Below are 15514 nucleotides of genomic sequence, written 5' to 3'. Positions count from 1 at the left end.
GCAGCCCGAAGGGCCGCCCGGCAGGGATGCCGGGTGCCACTCTTGGGGATTGTGCATGGCCATCATGGATGGGCCTTCTGAGGGAGAAGGACCAGGACCCGGGATGATCACCATAGTTGAAGCGCGGCCCCTGGACCTGTCGGCCAACCAGGTCTACCTCGCGCCTGGCTGACCGGCCACACCCTCAACTGAATCGCCTATGGCAGGTAAGAGTGGTGGTTTATCCAGTCACACCTGCGATAGGGATATGGAGGGCTTTTGTCCGCTCAGCGGATGGAGCGAAGCGGAACCCGGAGTAGCCCGGACATCGCCCAATTTCTCGCTATTCTCCGGGGCTTGTGATAGAAATTAATTTCCGTATCGAGATTTTAATTTTTACTGCCAAGAGGACGCCCAAAATGAGCAAAGACAACGAAGAACTCTTCCGGCTGGGCACCTCGGCCGTGGGCGACCGGACCGCCAACCAGGCGGCGTTCAACCAGTGGCAGCAGACCAATGCATCCAATGGGTTGACCGATGGAGCCATGGGCTGGCTGTCCAATCGGATCATTCGCCAGCAGCAGGAGAAATTCGCGGTGCAAATGACCGGCATGCTGGACTCGTCCCTGCGCCGCATTGTTGCCCAGCTTGAGGCGGACCTGGCCGACCACAAGGCCACGCACACCCATGAGCGGTACAGGGCCACGCTGCGGCGCGAAGCCATGGAGCTCGAGCAGTCTGCGATACGCGATCTGCTGCTGGAGGAGATCGAGGCCGGCCGGCTGGACCGGGAGGCGGTCAATGCCATCTACCAGGAGGAGTTGCAGGCCGAGCGCGACGCCCTGGTGGAAGCGATGAAGGGCGATCCGGAGCATGCCGCCACCCTGGAGGCCGATATCGCGCTGGTGGACGAGATGCTCAACAGCGCCATCGACACCAACGCCTACGCGGACGAAATCGGCTTTATCGCCGCCCACGGCGAACTGCCGACCTGGCCGGCAGGGAAACCGGCACCGAAGGATTACCGGCACCCGGGCCCGCTGATGCGGGTCATGACCCAATCGGAATTGGCCCGCGAACAGAAGAACAAGGGAGAGCCCCATGAGTGATTTCATCGAGCAGACCACCGCCACCCTGCTCGATGACGAGCTCCTGGCGATCCACCGGGTGGTCAAATACAAGTACGGCGAGATGGATGCGCAGGGCCTGCGTCAGGATCTTTATGATGTGCTCGACCGGGTGGCCGCGCCCTACAAGGATCAGGAGCGGGAGATCCGTGCCAACCTTGTGGAGCAGTACAAGCGCAGCGAACTGCGCCGGGCCGAGGCTGCACACAAGTCCAAGGTGCGTCGAGCCGCCAAGCAGTGCGAGCGCAACGCGCTGAACAAGGTCCTGCGGCGCAGTCAGACCCTGGAGCCCGGTGCGGCACTGCAACGCTACCGCGAGCGCCTGACTGCCCGGGAGCAGGAATCCCTGCGCGGGCAGCTCGCCATCGAGGATGTCAAGCTGGCGCGCAAGCAGACTACTGCGGAGAAGGCCGCGGAGATGAAAGCAGAGAAAAGAGCGGACGCCCGGGAGATACTGCATGGCATGATCAACCCGGTCTTGTAAGGGTGATGACTCGTGCCGATGCCTCTCAACGGGGCATCGACACGATCATTATCGTTTCCCCCCTTCTTTATCGTCGCCCTTTTTCTTATCCCCACCCCGCTGCGCCCCCCGATCGGCCGCCACATCGACATGGGCATTATTGTCGCCTGCCTTGCGTGGTTCGGCTTTGGGATCATTATCGCCCTTGCCTGTATTCGGCTTGCCAGGCATCGCGCTCTGCAGGGCATTTTGCCCACGGCTCACGGCGCCGACCACCATATTGCGGGTCTCGCCCTCACCGTGAACAGAGCCGACTTGGCATAGTCGTTAGGCAGCGCCCGCATGTGGTCAGGCCACGGGGCAAGATCGAACAAGGAAAGTTGTAGCTCCCTGATTTCGCCCTTCGACTGTTGCAGCACGGCCGCCTGTTTCGCCTCGTCAACCCTCGCGGCCAGCGCCTCCGCAGCCGTTGAGCGTTTCCTACTCGAGGACAAGTTTAAACTTTCCGAGGCCGACCCGGCCCACGCTTCCGTTTATTGTCTGGTCCAACTGTGGGAGTGAGAGACTTCAGCCAGGCATCAACATCATCCTGACGGAATCTGACCATTCTCCCCAGCCGTATAAAGGGCGGGACTCGTCGCCCAGCCTCGCCGCGGTGGATAGACTGTCTAACTGCAGCCTCAGTCATGCCGAGAAGGCAGCTAACATCTTGGATAGAGAGTAGTTTAGTCATTTTGTTGCACGCTGTTAAAAATGAATTAACAGCATTCAACCACAATCAACACTAAACCAGAAGGCCGCTAAAAAGCGTATAACTTATTGATTATTATAGTTTTTCTTAGAAAATATGGTGGTTGATATCAACTGCCATACTTTTTTAGGGACATTAATTCTATGCAAGGTAATTGTGTGGGTTTTTTATTGATCTGAATCAGTATAACGGCGAATATTTTTTCAATAGAAGCTTGCCTAGCCAAGCTTCTCCGCCAGGTCCGTCGCTTTAAGGTGGGTATACCGCCTCAGCATGGTCAGCGTTCGGTGCCCAGTAATCGAGGCCACCTCCATCAGGTCTAACCCCTTCTCAAAAAAACGACTGGTCGCCTCATGGCGGAGGTCGTGAAATCGTAGTTTTTTAATTCCCTGCTTCCTGCAAAGCTCCTTCCAATACCAGTGGAATCGATCCTTGTCCCAGTCCACGAATACCCGACCCCCGATATCCCGTGCCTTCCTCTTCTTGATAGTCTTCAGTGTCTCGATGGCTCGCTTGGAAAGTGGCACATGTCTCTTCTCTCCATTCTTCGTATCCTGGAGCGTGGCCACCCTGGCTTTTAGATCCACGTCCTCCCAGTTGAGGCTGGTGATCTCCGAAAGTCGCATGGCAGTTTCAATGCCCAGAATGATAATTTCCCGAACAGGATATTTTGCATTCTGAACCAGCAGGGTTTCTTCATCTCCCACCAGGCGCCGATCGCGGCCGCGAGGCAAGCGGGGTTTTCGGATGTTCGCAACCGGATTGGTGATCGATTCCATGCCCCAGTCCTTTTTGGCGACGGTAAAGACGTGGGAGATCACTGTCAGGTTATTCTTGACTGTGCTCGCTGACTTCCCCTCAGCCAGCTTCGCATCCCGGTACGCCGCCATATCCACGCCACGAATCGAGGCGACCGTACGGAGGGCCAGCGGATGTTCCTTCCATGCGTTTAGACGGTACCGCTCGACCCGCTCACCCTTCTTGTGTGGCGTCACTTCGCGAAGATAACGATCGATGAGCTCACTGAGTGTCGTGCGCTCCGCTTCGTCGCTGCAGATGAATACCCCACGCGCCATCTCAGACTCCAGGGTGTTAGCCCAGGCCTCTGCCTCTGCTTTGGTATCGAACGTCTTTGTTTTGGCGGGATAGCCCTTCTTGCGAATTCGAGCTTGCCATTGGCGGGGGCCACGCTTGGAGATGTTGGCCATGATTGAATTTTCCTTGTTTTGCGCCACCGGAATTTTCCTGAGTGTCGCAAAATTGTCGCAAAAATTCAATTTTGTTAACTTTGGCGATTTATCACAAATCGCCAAGTTATTGATTTTGGCGGAGAGACAGGGATTCGAACCCTGGGAGGGCTACAAACCCTCGCTGGTTTTCAAGACCAGTGCATTCAACCGCTCTGCCATCTCTCCAGAATTTTGAGTTGCGAAGAATACCCGATCCAACAGGGTTTCGCCAGTACTTACCCGCGCTATTTTACGGGCTTGATTTATTGAACTTCCGCCTCAATTCAGTATGCTATGATCATCCCAACAACTATGAACCAACGGACTCTACTGCAGTCATACTAGTCAGTATCGGCTGTTCAATAACCTGCATAACCATCGGATTTAATGGAGAAAGTGCAACATGAATCGATTTAACCAGACTATCGCACAGCCTGCACAAAGTGCACTAGCGGTAAACAAAGTCATCAAGAATACCTACATGCTGCTGTCGGCCACGCTGTTCTTCAGCGCCATTATGGCGATGGTTTCCATGTTTTTCGCCATGCCGCCCATGGCCTATATGATCTCGGTGATCGGTGCCATGCTGCTGGGTATGTTTGTGCTGCCGCGTACCGCCAATTCTTCAGCCGGCCTTGGGGTGATCTTCCTGATCACCGGTCTGCTCGGTTTTGGTCTGGGCGCCATCCTGACCCTCTATCTGCAACTGCCGCACGGCCCGCAAACCATCGCCACCGCCCTGGGCGGGACCGGTGTGATTTTCCTCGGGCTTTCCGGCTACGCCCTGACCAGCAAGCGTGATTTCAGCTTCATGGGTGGCTTCGTGTTTGCCGGCATGCTGGTGATGCTGGTGGCGATCATCGCCAACATCTTCCTGCAACTGCCGTTCCTGTCGTTGGCCATCTCGGCCGGCGTAATGTTGCTGATGAGCGCCTACATCCTGTTCCAGACCAGCCAGATGATGAATGGCGGCGAGACCAACTACATCTTCGCCACCTACAGCCTGTACATGGCCATCTTCAATATCTTCATCGCCCTGCTGCAGATTCTGGGCATATTTGGCGGGGATGACTAATCCTTACGGCTTACCAGGACAGTTCAGACCCCGGCTGAGGCCGGGGTTTTGTTTGGAGGTATCGATGAATAATATCTGGCTGCAGCTCGCCCTGGCCGCCACCCTGGGGATGATGCTTTTCTTCCTCTATCCGCGAGCCAAGCAGTGGATGCAGAACGGCCCCAAGGCCCAGCAGGGCGACTGGATGGCAGCCGTGATTCCCCTGCTCGCGATGGTGGGCTTTGTGCTGCTGCTGATCATGCTGGTGTGAGCACCGTTCTCCGGCGCTGACCACCCATAAAAAACGCGGCCTTTGGCCGCGTTGTTTATTTCTGCAGTGTAACTACTCACGGGGTGATAGGCCTATCTTGCCGGCCTCACGTGATGGCTTTTATCCTCGAATCCGGCCCCTTTTTCAGCGCCTGCCCAAACTCGCTTCGCTCAAACAAGGGCAGGCTTGAATCTGAAAAAGGGACCGGATTCGAGGCGCCATCAAGATCGGCCAACAAGGCAGGCCAATCACTTACAGACCGGGCGAGTAGTTACACTGCAGTATATCGCTTCAGGCCAGTCGTTCCATACCGCCCATGTAGGGCCGCAGCACCTCCGGAACGAGGATGCTGCCGTCGGCCTGCTGATAGTTCTCCATCACCGCGACCAGGGTGCGCCCCACCGCCAGTCCCGAACCGTTCAGGGTATGCACCAGCTCGGGTTTGCCGGTTTCCGGATTGCGCCAGCGCGCCTGCAGACGGCGCGCCTGGAAATCCTCGAAATTGGAACAGGAGGAGATCTCGCGGTAGGTGTTCTGGGCCGGCAGCCAGACCTCGATATCGTAGGTCTTGGCGGCGGAGAAACCGATATCACCGGTGCACAGGGTGACCACCCGGTAGGGCAATCCGAGCTTCTGCAAGATGGTTTCCGCATGACCGGTGAGCGCTTCCAGCACGGCGTAGGATTCCGCAGGCCGGACGATCTGTACCATCTCCACCTTTTCGAACTGATGCTGCCTGATCATGCCCCGGGTATCGCGGCCATAGGAGCCGGCTTCGCTGCGGAAACAGGGCGTCTGGGAGACCCATTTGCGCGGCATATCCCCATCCTCGATGATCGCCCCACGCACCAGATTGGTTACCGGGACTTCGGCCGTCGGAATCAGGTAATAGGGCAGCTCGCCGGCGAGCTTGAACAGATCCTCCTCGAACTTGGGCAGTTGTCCGGTCCCCTGAAGACTGTCGGCATTCACCATGAACGGCACATAGGTTTCGGTATAGCCGTGCTCGCTGGTATGGGTGTCCAGCATGAACTGGGCCAGGGCCCGGTGCATCCGGGCCAGCGGCCCCTGCATGGTGACGAAACGCGATCCGGTGATTTTTGCCGCGGCCTCGAAATCCAGCCAGCCTTGGGCGGCGCCCAGATCCACATGGTCCCGAGGCTCGAAATCGAACGTCTTGGGCTCGCCCCAGCGACGCTCCTCGCGATTGTCCGCCTCGTCCCTGCCATCGGGAACCGAGCTGTGGGGGATATTCGGTATCCCCAGGGCGATCTCGCTCAGCTGCTCCTGGAGGGTATTCAGCTCATCCTGGGCGCGCTTTAGTTGATCCCCCAGCTCCGCGACCTCCGCCAGCAGTGGCTGGATATCCTCGCCGGCGGCCTTCGCCCTGCCGATCTGTTTGGAGCGGCTGTTGCGCTGGTTCTGAAGCTCCTGCGTGGCCACCTGGAGCCTTTTTCTAGACTCTTCCAGGGACTGGATTCGCGCGACATCCAGCAGGACACCACGCCGTTTCAGTTGGGCAGCTGTTGCTTCAAGTTCAGTTCTCAGTAAACGGGGGTCGAGCATGTTTTATTCACCACTGTTGACGGTCGCCGACCAGCTGACGATGTGGCCCGGCTTGATTAGAGAATTCAGGTGTTCAAGTACTTTAGCCACTTTTTCAGGCGTGTCGAAAAATTCCAGAATAATGGGCAGATCCAGGGAGATGTCGAGCAGGGTCGATGAGTGCATGGTACCCGACTGGCCAAATCCGGCGATCCCGCGAAACGCCGTGACCCCGGCCACCTGTTCCCGGTCGTGCAGCAATTCCAGCAGCTGCTGATACTGGTGTTTTCCCTCGGTCAGGTAGATACGCACCATGGTGATTGGTTTGCTGTTCATAACTGCCTCGCGAGGATAACACCGGCCCAGCAGGCGAGCAGGCTGGCGCTAACCGACAAAAACATATTGAGACCGGCCTTGGCGAAATCCGCCTGCTCGATCAAATTTATCGTCTCGATGGAAAAGGTGGAGAAAGTGGTAAACGCCCCCAGAAATCCCACCAGCACGGCACCCCTGACCTCCGGGCTGACACTCATCCGTTCCAGAAACAGGATATAGAGAAAGCCCATCACCAGGGAGCCCAGGACATTCACCGTCAGGGTGCCATAGGGAAAACCTCTGCCGAACAGCCCGTGGATACCAATGGAGACCCAGAAACGCATCAGTGCGCCGATGGCTCCACCCGCTGCAATGGTCAAAACCTGGAACAATGCTCACGCCCCGTCGGCACCCAAAAAAAAGTATTTTACACACTGTTAGATGCGCGGGACACAGGGCGGCACGATTAAACCCGTGAACCGGCCTATTTGCCGCTCTTCGCCTGCCGGTCCAGGGCGCGCAACCGTTCAAGCTTCTCGGCGATTTTGATCTCCAGGCCCCGCTCCACGGGATAGTAGTAGCGCTTGGCCGGCAGGGTTTCAGGGAAGTAGTTCTCGCCGGCGGCGTAGGCATCCGGCTCGTCGTGGGCATAACGGTATGCGCGCCCGTAACCCAGTTCCTTCATCAGCCGGGTCGGCGCATTCCTCAGATGGACTGGAATCTCGTGAGTTCCCGATTCCTGGATATCCTGCATCACCGCCTTGTAGGCGGTATAGACCGCATTGCTCTTGGGGGCGCAGGCCAGGTAGAGGACTGCCTGGGCGATCGCCAGTTCGCCCTCCGGGCTGCCCAGGCGCTCCTGGGTCTCCCAGGCGTTCAGGGCGATGCTGAGGGCGCGCGGATCGGCGTTGCCGATGTCCTCCGAGGCCATGCGCACTACCCGCCGGGCGATGTAGAGGGGATCACAGCCTCCATCGATCATGCGGGCGAACCAGTAGAGCGAGGCATCGGGCGCGGAACCCCGCACCGACTTGTGCAGGGCCGATATCTGATCGTAGAAGGCATCGCCGCCCTTATCGAAGCGCCGCAGATTGCCACCGACCACCTCCTCCACGGCCGAACGGCCGATCTCGGCACCGGTGGAAAGATCGGCGGCGATCTCCAGCAGATTGAGGGCGCGCCGGGCGTCGCCATCGGCGGCTTCCGCGAGCAGCTGCCGCAGTTCCGGCTCAAGCTGTAGTCCACGCTTGCCCAGGCCATGGACCGAATCGCCCAGGGCCTGATCAATGATCCTTTCCAGATCATCAGGACTCAGGCTTTTCAGCACATAGGTGCGTGCCCTGGAGAGCAGCGCATTGTTCAGCTCGAAGGAGGGATTCTCCGTGGTGGCGCCGATGAACAGCACCGTGCCATCCTCCACGTGGGGCAGAAAGGCATCCTGCTGCGCCTTGTTGAAGCGGTGCACCTCGTCGATAAAGAGGACCGTCTTCCGGCCGTCCTGCCGCTGCGCCTCGCGCGCCTTGTCCACGGCGGCACGGATATCCTTGACCCCCGAGAGCACGGCGGAGAGGCTGAGGAACTGGGCACCGGAGTGGTGGGCAATCAGACTCGCCAGGGTGGTCTTGCCGGTTCCCGGGGGGCCCCAGAAGATGAGCGAGTGCAGGCGGTCGGATTCGATCGCCATACGCAGCGGCTTGCCCTCCCCGACGATATGGGCCTGACCGAGAAACTGGTCCAGGGTGCGCGGCCGCATCCTATCCGCCAGCGGCCGGATCAGCTCGGGAGCGTCTTGTGAAAACAGATCGTTATCCGGCACCCGCTTGCCTGTGTTCAGTGTTGATAGAGATCGAAATATTCAGGCCGGGTGTAGACAAAAAAGCCCGGTTTGAAGGTGGGATTCTGCTCGATATCGTAAAACTGGAAGCGTGTGATCTGATCAAAGGTGTCGGTCATCTCCATCCGCTGCAGCAGATTCCCCTGGAAAGCGAGCAGCACCCGCACGAACTGGCTCTCCTTGTCACGGGGAATCAGCTCAACCCAGGCAAAACCCTGGCTGTCACCGATATCGATCACTTCAAAATGCTGCTCTACCGGATCACCACCGATCAGGAACATGGCCGGCGTGCCCCGTAGCGCCGTGCTCTGGGTCTGTACGCTCGCCTGCTCCAGCTCCGGATCGATCAGCCAGATCTGACGCCCATCGGCGATGATCTGCTGTTTGTCGGGCTCCGAATAGTCCCAGCGAAACTGCCCTGGACGCTGCATGTAGAAAACCCCCTGGGAGCGGGTAGCCTGACGCTGCTGGGGATCGAGTACCGACTGCTCAAAGCTGGCCTGAAGACTCTGCATGTCGGTGATAAACCGCTCCATCTGCTGCAGCGCCGTGCTGGCGAAGACCGGGGGCACCGCCAACAACAGCAGCAGTGAAAGCCATTTACACATTTTCAAATATCTGATCACATCACATCTCGGGGGGTGGAGGCGCCAGCACCTCACGATTGCCGTTGGACTGGGCGGGAGAGACAATGCCGGTCCGCTCCATCTCTTCAATCAGTCGGGCGGCCCGGTTGTAACCGATCTTCAGCCGGCGCTGCACCCCGGAGATGGATGCCCGCCGTGATTCGGTGACGATCTGGACCGCCTCATCGTACAGGGGATCGGTGTCTTCCGTATCCCCGGTCTCACCAGAGAGACCCGGAATCATCTCGGTTGGTTCCCGGAGGATCTCCTCGATATAGTCGGGCTTACCGCTCTTCTTCAGATGATCAACCACGCGGTGCACCTCATTGTCATCCACAAAGGCACCGTGCATGCGCTGGGTAAAACCACCACCGGGCTGCAGATAGAGCATATCGCCATGTCCCAGCAGGTGTTCTGCCCCCATCTGATCCAGGATGGTCCTGGAGTCGATTCGGGAGGAGACCTGAAAGGCGATTCGGGTGGGGATATTGGCCTTGATCAGTCCGGTAATCACATCCACCGAGGGACGCTGAGTGGCCAGCAGCAGGTGAATACCCGAGGCCCGCGCCTTCTGCGCCAGACGGGCAATCAGCTCCTCCACCTTTTTCCCCACCACCATCATCATATCCGCCAGCTCATCGATTATGACCACGATGTATGGCAGGCGCTCCAGGTTGGGTATCTCCTGCGCCTCGAACAGGGGATCGGGCTGGAACAGCGGGTCCTTGATCGGCTCGCCGCGCTTTTCCGCGTCACTCACCTTCTTGTTATAGCCGGCGATATTTCGCACCCCCAATGCCGCCATCAGCCGATAGCGCCGCTCCATCTCCCCGACACACCAGCGCAAGGCGTTGGCCGCCTCCTTCATGTCGGTCACCACCGGCGTCAGCAGATGGGGAATCCCCTCATAGACCGACAGTTCCAGCATCTTGGGATCCACCATGATCAGCCGCACCTCTTTCGGCGAGGCCTTGTACAGCAGGCTCAGGATCATGGCGTTGATCGCCACCGATTTACCGGAACCGGTGGTGCCGGCGATCAGGGCGTGGGGCATCTTGCCCAGATCCGCCACGGCGGGATTCCCGGCAATATCCTTGCCCAGCGCCAGGGTCAGGCGGGACTTGGCCGAATCGTAGGCCTCCGACTTCAACACCTCGCTCAGGTAGACCATCTCCCGATATTCATTGGGGATCTCCAGACCGATGACGCTCTTGCCCGGGATCACCTCGACCACCCGGACACTGATGGTGGAGAGCGCACGCGCCAGATCCTTGGAGAGATTGGTGATCTTGCTTGCCTTGGTGCCCGGCGCCAGTTGCAGCTCAAACAGGGTAATGACCGGCCCCGGGTGAACCGCCACCACCTGCACTTCGATACCGAAATCCTTCAGCTTCAGCTCGACCAACTGGGACATGGCGGCCAGCGCCTCCTTGGAGTAGCCGAGACCGCTCTTGCGCGCCTCGTCGAGCAACCCGAGCGGTGGCAGGCCCCCCTCCTCCGCGCTGCCGAACAACTGAACCTGCTTCTCCTTCTCTACCCGCTCACTGGTCTTGACCTCGCGGATGACCGGCTCGATCTTGGGGGGTACGCGTTTCTCGATACGTTTCTTCTCGGCCTTGAAGGTCTCGCTGCGGCGTCGCTTCACCTCCCGGGCCTTGCGTGCCTCCGCGAGGCGCCCCTGGAACGATCCCAGATAACGGAAAAACCGCAACACCAGGCCGCCCAGCCCATCCATGACCCGGAACCAGGAGATCCCGGTAAACAGCGTGAACCCGGAAAGCATCAGGGCCAACAGCAGCAGGCTGCCACCGGCGAAGCTGAAGACACTCACCAGTTGTTGCTGAAAAAAGGCGCCCAGCATGCCCCCCGAACCACCCGGCAGGAAGGTCGCGATGTGGGAGAGATGCAACGCCGCCAGACTGCTGCCGGCGGTGAGGGTGAGCAGAAAACCGACCCAGCGCAGGGAGACCATGGGAATATTCAGGCTGTTATCCGGGTTGCGCTCCTTCAGGAACAGCCAGCCGCTCCAGCCGATCATCAGGGGGAACAGGTAGCCCCAGAGGCCGAACAGATTCAGCAGCACATCGGCCAGCCAGGCCCCTGCCAGTCCGCCCGCATTCTCGGCAGACTCCCGCGAACCGGCATAGGACCAGCCGGGATCATTGGGCGCGTAGGTCACCAGGGAGAGCATCAGGTAGGCGGAAATGGCCACCAGCAGTACCAGCGCGCCCTCTCTGAGTCGCTGCCCGGCAACGCTTCCCGTGTCATTCTGCAGCCGTTCTGTTTGACTGGCTTGTGCCACCATATTCACCGAATTAAAAATAGATTCTAAATTATATAGTTAGAGTAGCTATTTAGTCTAACTTGATAGCTATTGATTGGGTTAGGGGCCGCCCGGCCGGTCGCTTGGGCTGGGCCTGCGAACCCCAACGGGCTTTTCACCGGCAGGCTCCTGGAGGGATCTTCGCCGAACCGATGAAAAGAGTCTTTACCCTCCATCACGCTTTACGTACCATCGTCACCCATCCGGGAGCCTGTCGGGTTTATCCGTTTGAAGCGCCTAATCCGCAGGAGCGGATTGAACGGCGAAGCCGGCCCCGAAGGGGCGTAGGGCATGGATGCCCGAAGTCAAATCACTGGGGGCGAATCAAATCAGTTTATCGAACGAGGCGAATAGTGGACCTATTTAACGAGTTCGATAAGCTGAGTTGATCGCCATCCAGGGATTTGCAGCCAAACAGCGTTAAACCCGACAGGCTCCTAGCCCTTGGGCTTGAACCCCACAAAGCTAACGGGTGTCTTCTGTCACTGTACGGAAACCCCAAAGTTTAGATATTTATTGCCTGATCCACCCCCGATTGCGGGGACGGCTCAGTCTGCATGGACATTCGCAGGAGTGATTATACATGAGTGATACCAAGCATTGCCGACTTCTGATTCTCGGATCGGGGCCCGCCGGTTATACCGCCGCCGTCTACGCCGCCAGGGCCAATCTGGATCCGGTACTGGTCACCGGGATGGAACAGGGCGGTCAACTGACCACCACGACCGACGTGGATAACTGGCCGGGTGATTTCGCCGGCGTGCAGGGGCCGGAACTGATGGATCGCATGCTGAAACATGCCGAGCGGTTTGATACCGAGGTGATCTTCGACCATATCCACACCGCGGAACTCTCCCAACGTCCGTTCCGCCTGACCGGCGATCAGGGCAGTTACACCTGTGATGCCCTGATTATCGCCACCGGCGCATCGGCCCAGTATCTGGGGCTGGAATCGGAGGAGAATTTCAAGGGGCGCGGCGTCTCGGCCTGCGCCACCTGTGACGGTTTCTTCTACAGGAACCAGAAAGTGGCAGTCATTGGCGGCGGTAATACCGCGGTTGAAGAGGCGCTCTACCTCTCCCACATCGCCTCCGAGGTGGTGGTGGTTCACCGCCGGGACAAGTTCCGTTCCGAGAAGATCCTGTCCGATCAACTGATCCAGAAGGCGGAAAACGGCAATGTCACCATCGAATGGGATCATGTACTGGATGAAGTACTGGGTGACCAGAGCGGCGTGACCGGTATGCGGATCAAGAACGTCAAGGACGGCAGCACTCGGGAGATCGACCTGATGGGCGTGTTCATCGCCATCGGCCACAAACCCAATACCGACCTGTTCAAGGGACAACTGGAGATGCAGCACGGCTACCTCATCATCAAGGGCGGGCTGGAGGGCAATGCCACCCAAACCAGCCTGGAGGGTGTGTTCGCTGCCGGCGATGTGGCCGACCACGTCTACCGTCAGGCCATCACCTCGGCCGGCAGCGGCTGTATGGCAGCACTGGATGCGGAGCGCTACCTGGACGCGAAAGCGGCCGCAAAATAAGTGTGGCCGGACACTGGGCGGATTCACCGTCCGGTGTCTGGTTAATTACTGCGCCCCATTCTTCAACTGCAGTACACAGTACTTGTAGGGTGGATAAGCTTGCGCATCCACCGCCAGCCGATTCATGGTGGATGCGCTGATGCTTATTCCACTGCGGCAATGGTGGATGCGCCTACCGGCTTATCCACCCTACGAATCCAGCGATTCGGGCGTTGTGAAATGAACGCCGAAACTTGAGTTAATTACTGCGCCCCATTCTTCAACTGCAGTACACAGTTGTTGAGCAGCACCTCCTGAAGGCGGTTGACCTGCAGAAACGAGATTCCGCAGCAGTATCGGTTATCCTCGGGATCACCCTTGTGACTGACCACCGATCGGTTGCAGATCTCGGCCAGCACCCGGATCTGCTCGTTCTCCCCACACACATCGATATCCAGCTTCATCACCAGCCGCTCGCTGGTGCGGCCCAACGGCTCAATGCTCTCCAACCGCGCCCCGGTCATACTGAGGTCTTTGACCAGCACCGGCTGCCAGGCATCATCGTTGTCCGGATGCCGGGTATTCCGCACCACGGCCGGCAAATTGGTGCCGACCCGTTCGGCATTACGTATGGCCAGACTCTCGATCTCTGACGGATAGCTCATATGCAGATGCGGATAAGGCCGGGTGGCGGAGTGGGTCACGGTGGAGACGAACCCCAGCACCTTACTGCCGTGCAGCAGGCGGACCGCAAAACGTGCCCCCTCTTTGATAAACTGCACCTTATCCTGGACCTTTGGCGTGGTCACAATCACCCCCTGTCCCGGCAGAGAGCCGATCAACATGACGGTGTAGCGATCATTGTACTCGGGCGAAATGCGCTGCAACTGGAGCATCTTGCCGACATGCAGATTGAGGATATTTTCGGGCATGGAATTTATTCTAAGGTACCTATAATGTTCATATCGCAGAGATTAAGCAAAAAGGCAAGCACCCGTCATTATGATTTCACTGCTTGATCCAGACAATCCGGAAGAGCGCTTCCCACCGGTCGAGTTTGCGGAGCAGGAGCCGGACGGGCTCCTGGCAATCGGCGGCGACCTCTCCCCTACCCGGCTGCTGAATGCCTACCGGCAGGGGATCTTCCCCTGGTATTCCTCCGAACAACCGATACTCTGGTGGTCGCCAGACCCCAGAACGGTGCTGTTTCCGGAGCATATCAAGATCTCCAGGAGTCTGGGGAAGAGTCTGCGCAACCGCAATTACCACTGCTCCTTCGACACCGCCTTCAGCGACGTGATCAACGCCTGCGCCATGCCGCTGCCGGGCCGTGAAGAGACCTGGATCACCGATGAGATGAAACAGGCATATATTCATCTCCACCGACTCGGTTTCGCCCACTCGGTAGAGGTTCGGGAAGACAAACGGTTGGTCGGCGGACTCTACGGTATCGCCATCGGACGGGTGTTCTTTGGTGAATCCATGTTCAGCCTGGCGCGCGACGCCTCGAAAATCGCCCTGGTGCATCTGGCACGCAGCTTGGCCGCCAGGGGGTTCGGTCTGATTGATTGCCAAGTGTATACCGCTCACCTCATCTCCCTGGGTGCCGAGGAGATGGAGCGAAAACGGTTCTGCGAACTCCTGCAACACTACTGCAATCAACCGGGACCTCGCGGTCGCTGGGACGGGGGTATCGATGCGCCCTGATACCCGGCAGTCCGGCACGATACAGCTCTACCAGTCGGCAGAACACCGCTGCGCCTATCTGGACGGCAAACGGGCAAGGAGCCTGTTTGTTGACCCCTATCGGGCCAAATCCATGCCGCTCTACGAAGCGCTGATCGATCAGGGGTTCCGGCGCAGCGGGGAGTTCATCTATCGCCCCAATTGCCCCGACTGCAGGCAATGTATCCCGATACGGATCGCGGTGGAGGAGTTCAGCCCACGGCGCATCCAGCGGCGTATCTGGAGCCGGCAGCAGGCCCTTTTCAGGGTGGCCGAGCAAGCGGCCGGATTTGACCCGGCCCACTACGACCTGTTCAGACGCTACATCCAGTCACGCCACCCGAACGGGGAGATGGCCACCACAACCGAGGAAGGGTATGCGCAGTTTATCTCCAGTAGCTGGTCCCTCAGCAGCAGCTTCTCCTTTTACCAGGACGACAAACTGATCGCCGTCGCGGTCACCGACGTACTTCGACAAGGACTGTCCGCTGTCTATACCTTTTTTGATCCGGAACTCGCGCGGCTCAGCCTGGGGGTTTTCTGTCTGCTGTGGCAGATCGAGGAGTGCAAAAGACGCCGACTTCCCTGGCTGTATCTTGGCTACTGGGTCCCGGAGTGCCAAAAAATGTCATACAAGAGCCAGTATCTTCCTCACGAGATATTCATCAATGGAAAGTGGGTCAGGGTTCAGGGGCCGGATAAGCGTAAATAGCCCGGCACCCGAGTCCAATAAACAGCCGACAATCG

Annotated in this window: 18 protein-coding genes and 1 tRNA gene; 7 read left to right on the top strand and 12 right to left on the bottom strand. The window is 58.5% G+C overall.

Features of this window, described 5'->3' with window-relative positions:
- Nucleotides 1-398: 398 nt before the first annotated feature.
- Nucleotides 399-1088: a hypothetical protein gene (locus O9K64_RS14185; protein ID WP_275098731.1), complete on the top strand. Its 690-nt coding sequence runs from the start codon at nt 399-401 to the stop codon at nt 1086-1088.
- Nucleotides 1081-1590, top strand: a complete 510-nt coding sequence (locus O9K64_RS14180) for a hypothetical protein (RefSeq protein ID WP_275098730.1) — start codon at nt 1081-1083, stop codon at nt 1588-1590. The genes O9K64_RS14185 and O9K64_RS14180 overlap by 8 nt, the downstream gene beginning before the upstream one ends.
- 48 nt (nt 1591-1638) lie before the next feature.
- Here the strand turns inward: O9K64_RS14180 and O9K64_RS14175 are convergent, their stop codons facing one another.
- The 5 genes from O9K64_RS14175 to O9K64_RS14160 all read right to left on the bottom strand — a co-directional run bounded on the left by O9K64_RS14175 (nt 1639) and on the right by O9K64_RS14160 (nt 3735).
- The gene (locus O9K64_RS14175; protein WP_275098738.1) at nt 1639-1848 is read right to left on the bottom strand and encodes a hypothetical protein; all 210 of its coding nucleotides are present in this window, start codon (nt 1846-1848) and stop codon (nt 1639-1641) included.
- Complete coding sequence (gene trfA / locus O9K64_RS14170; RefSeq protein ID WP_305793148.1) at nt 1830-2063, bottom strand: plasmid replication initiator TrfA; 234 nt, start codon at nt 2061-2063, stop codon at nt 1830-1832. Before trfA ends, O9K64_RS14175 begins: the two co-directional genes overlap by 19 nt.
- Before the next feature lie 2 nt (nt 2064-2065).
- A complete protein-coding gene (locus tag O9K64_RS23795) occupies nt 2066-2302 on the bottom strand; it encodes a helix-turn-helix transcriptional regulator (RefSeq protein WP_420493172.1) in 237 nt (78 codons plus the stop codon).
- 236 nt (nt 2303-2538) lie between these two features.
- Entirely contained in the window at nt 2539-3555 is a 1017-nt protein-coding gene (locus tag O9K64_RS14165) for a site-specific integrase (RefSeq protein ID WP_335342298.1), read from the bottom strand.
- 89 nt (nt 3556-3644) lie between these two features.
- Nucleotides 3645-3735 (bottom strand) — tRNA-Ser (locus O9K64_RS14160).
- 217 nt (nt 3736-3952) lie between these two features.
- Here O9K64_RS14160 and O9K64_RS14155 point away from each other — a divergent pair.
- Both O9K64_RS14155 and O9K64_RS14150 read left to right on the top strand, forming a co-directional pair.
- Nucleotides 3953-4624 carry a Bax inhibitor-1/YccA family protein gene (locus O9K64_RS14155; protein ID WP_275098729.1) on the top strand — a complete coding sequence of 224 codons (672 nt, stop codon included), beginning with the start codon at nt 3953-3955 and terminating at the stop codon, nt 4622-4624.
- Nucleotides 4625-4688: 64 nt separating this feature from the next.
- Entirely contained in the window at nt 4689-4874 is a 186-nt protein-coding gene (locus O9K64_RS14150; RefSeq protein WP_275098728.1) for a hypothetical protein, read from the top strand.
- Nucleotides 4875-5165: 291 nt separating this feature from the next.
- Here the strand turns inward: O9K64_RS14150 and serS are convergent, their stop codons facing one another.
- The 6 genes from serS to O9K64_RS14120 form a co-directional block, all read right to left on the bottom strand.
- On the bottom strand, nt 5166-6440 hold the full coding sequence (gene serS / locus O9K64_RS14145; protein WP_275098727.1) for a serine--tRNA ligase: 1275 nt from the start codon (nt 6438-6440) through the stop codon (nt 5166-5168).
- A gap of 3 nt (nt 6441-6443) precedes the next feature.
- A complete protein-coding gene (locus O9K64_RS14140; RefSeq protein WP_275098726.1) occupies nt 6444-6755 on the bottom strand; it encodes a DUF190 domain-containing protein in 312 nt (103 codons plus the stop codon).
- Nucleotides 6752-7126, bottom strand: coding sequence for a fluoride efflux transporter CrcB (gene crcB / locus O9K64_RS14135; protein ID WP_275098725.1), 375 nt, complete (start codon nt 7124-7126; stop codon nt 6752-6754). The genes O9K64_RS14140 and crcB overlap by 4 nt, the downstream gene beginning before the upstream one ends.
- Before the next feature lie 92 nt (nt 7127-7218).
- Nucleotides 7219-8487 carry a replication-associated recombination protein A gene (locus O9K64_RS14130; protein ID WP_275098734.1) on the bottom strand — a complete coding sequence of 423 codons (1269 nt, stop codon included), beginning with the start codon at nt 8485-8487 and terminating at the stop codon, nt 7219-7221.
- A 77-nt stretch (nt 8488-8564) separates the two neighbouring features.
- A complete protein-coding gene (lolA, locus tag O9K64_RS14125) occupies nt 8565-9176 on the bottom strand; it encodes an outer membrane lipoprotein chaperone LolA (protein ID WP_275098724.1) in 612 nt (203 codons plus the stop codon).
- 19 nt (nt 9177-9195) lie between these two features.
- Nucleotides 9196-11499, bottom strand: a complete 2304-nt coding sequence (locus O9K64_RS14120) for a DNA translocase FtsK (RefSeq protein ID WP_275098723.1) — start codon at nt 11497-11499, stop codon at nt 9196-9198.
- Between the two features lie 601 nt (nt 11500-12100).
- On the opposite strand from O9K64_RS14120, the gene trxB reads away from it, so the two are divergent.
- Entirely contained in the window at nt 12101-13063 is a 963-nt protein-coding gene (gene trxB, locus O9K64_RS14115; RefSeq protein ID WP_275098722.1) for a thioredoxin-disulfide reductase, read from the top strand.
- Between the two features lie 242 nt (nt 13064-13305).
- Here the strand turns inward: trxB and O9K64_RS14110 are convergent, their stop codons facing one another.
- Nucleotides 13306-13974: a flagellar brake protein gene (locus O9K64_RS14110; RefSeq protein WP_275098721.1), complete on the bottom strand. Its 669-nt coding sequence runs from the start codon at nt 13972-13974 to the stop codon at nt 13306-13308.
- 70 nt (nt 13975-14044) lie between these two features.
- Here O9K64_RS14110 and aat point away from each other — a divergent pair, with 70 nt between their 5' ends.
- Both aat and O9K64_RS14100 read left to right on the top strand, forming a co-directional pair.
- Nucleotides 14045-14749: a leucyl/phenylalanyl-tRNA--protein transferase gene (gene aat / locus O9K64_RS14105; RefSeq protein ID WP_275098720.1), complete on the top strand. Its 705-nt coding sequence runs from the start codon at nt 14045-14047 to the stop codon at nt 14747-14749.
- Nucleotides 14739-15479 (top strand): arginyltransferase, encoded by a 741-nt coding sequence (locus O9K64_RS14100; RefSeq protein ID WP_275098719.1) that lies wholly within the window; start codon nt 14739-14741, stop codon nt 15477-15479. Before aat ends, O9K64_RS14100 begins: the two co-directional genes overlap by 11 nt.
- Nucleotides 15480-15514 lie beyond the last annotated feature (35 nt).

This window comes from Sedimenticola hydrogenitrophicus, from assembly GCF_029017505.1.
In the GTDB taxonomy this organism is placed as follows: domain Bacteria; phylum Pseudomonadota; class Gammaproteobacteria; order Chromatiales; family Chromatiaceae; genus Sedimenticola; species Sedimenticola hydrogenitrophicus_A.
The sequence above is the reverse complement of the archived record's forward strand: the minus strand, read 5'-3'. Positions and strand labels throughout refer to the sequence as shown.

Bases quoted from the DNA above. Each gene is read 5' to 3' on its own strand.
- lolA (WP_275098724.1), bottom strand. From the start codon at position 9,176: ATGTGTAAATGGCTTTCACTGCTGCTGTTGTTGGCGGTGCCCCCGGTC.
- O9K64_RS14155 (WP_275098729.1), top strand. From the start codon at position 3,953: ATGAATCGATTTAACCAGACTATCGCACAGCCTGCACAAAGTGCACTA.
- trxB (WP_275098722.1), top strand. From the start codon at position 12,101: ATGAGTGATACCAAGCATTGCCGACTTCTGATTCTCGGATCGGGGCCC.
- O9K64_RS14175 (WP_275098738.1), bottom strand. From the start codon at position 1,848: ATGGTGGTCGGCGCCGTGAGCCGTGGGCAAAATGCCCTGCAGAGCGCG.
- O9K64_RS14110 (WP_275098721.1), bottom strand. From the start codon at position 13,974: ATGCCCGAAAATATCCTCAATCTGCATGTCGGCAAGATGCTCCAGTTG.
- O9K64_RS14185 (WP_275098731.1), top strand. From the start codon at position 399: ATGAGCAAAGACAACGAAGAACTCTTCCGGCTGGGCACCTCGGCCGTG.
- serS (WP_275098727.1), bottom strand. From the start codon at position 6,440: ATGCTCGACCCCCGTTTACTGAGAACTGAACTTGAAGCAACAGCTGCC.
- O9K64_RS14100 (WP_275098719.1), top strand. From the start codon at position 14,739: ATGCGCCCTGATACCCGGCAGTCCGGCACGATACAGCTCTACCAGTCG.
- O9K64_RS14140 (WP_275098726.1), bottom strand. From the start codon at position 6,755: ATGAACAGCAAACCAATCACCATGGTGCGTATCTACCTGACCGAGGGA.
- aat (WP_275098720.1), top strand. From the start codon at position 14,045: ATGATTTCACTGCTTGATCCAGACAATCCGGAAGAGCGCTTCCCACCG.
- O9K64_RS14150 (WP_275098728.1), top strand. From the start codon at position 4,689: ATGAATAATATCTGGCTGCAGCTCGCCCTGGCCGCCACCCTGGGGATG.
- O9K64_RS14180 (WP_275098730.1), top strand. From the start codon at position 1,081: ATGAGTGATTTCATCGAGCAGACCACCGCCACCCTGCTCGATGACGAG.
- O9K64_RS14120 (WP_275098723.1), bottom strand. From the start codon at position 11,499: ATGGTGGCACAAGCCAGTCAAACAGAACGGCTGCAGAATGACACGGGA.
- O9K64_RS14130 (WP_275098734.1), bottom strand. From the start codon at position 8,487: ATGCGGCCGCGCACCCTGGACCAGTTTCTCGGTCAGGCCCATATCGTC.
- O9K64_RS23795 (WP_420493172.1), bottom strand. From the start codon at position 2,302: ATGACTAAACTACTCTCTATCCAAGATGTTAGCTGCCTTCTCGGCATG.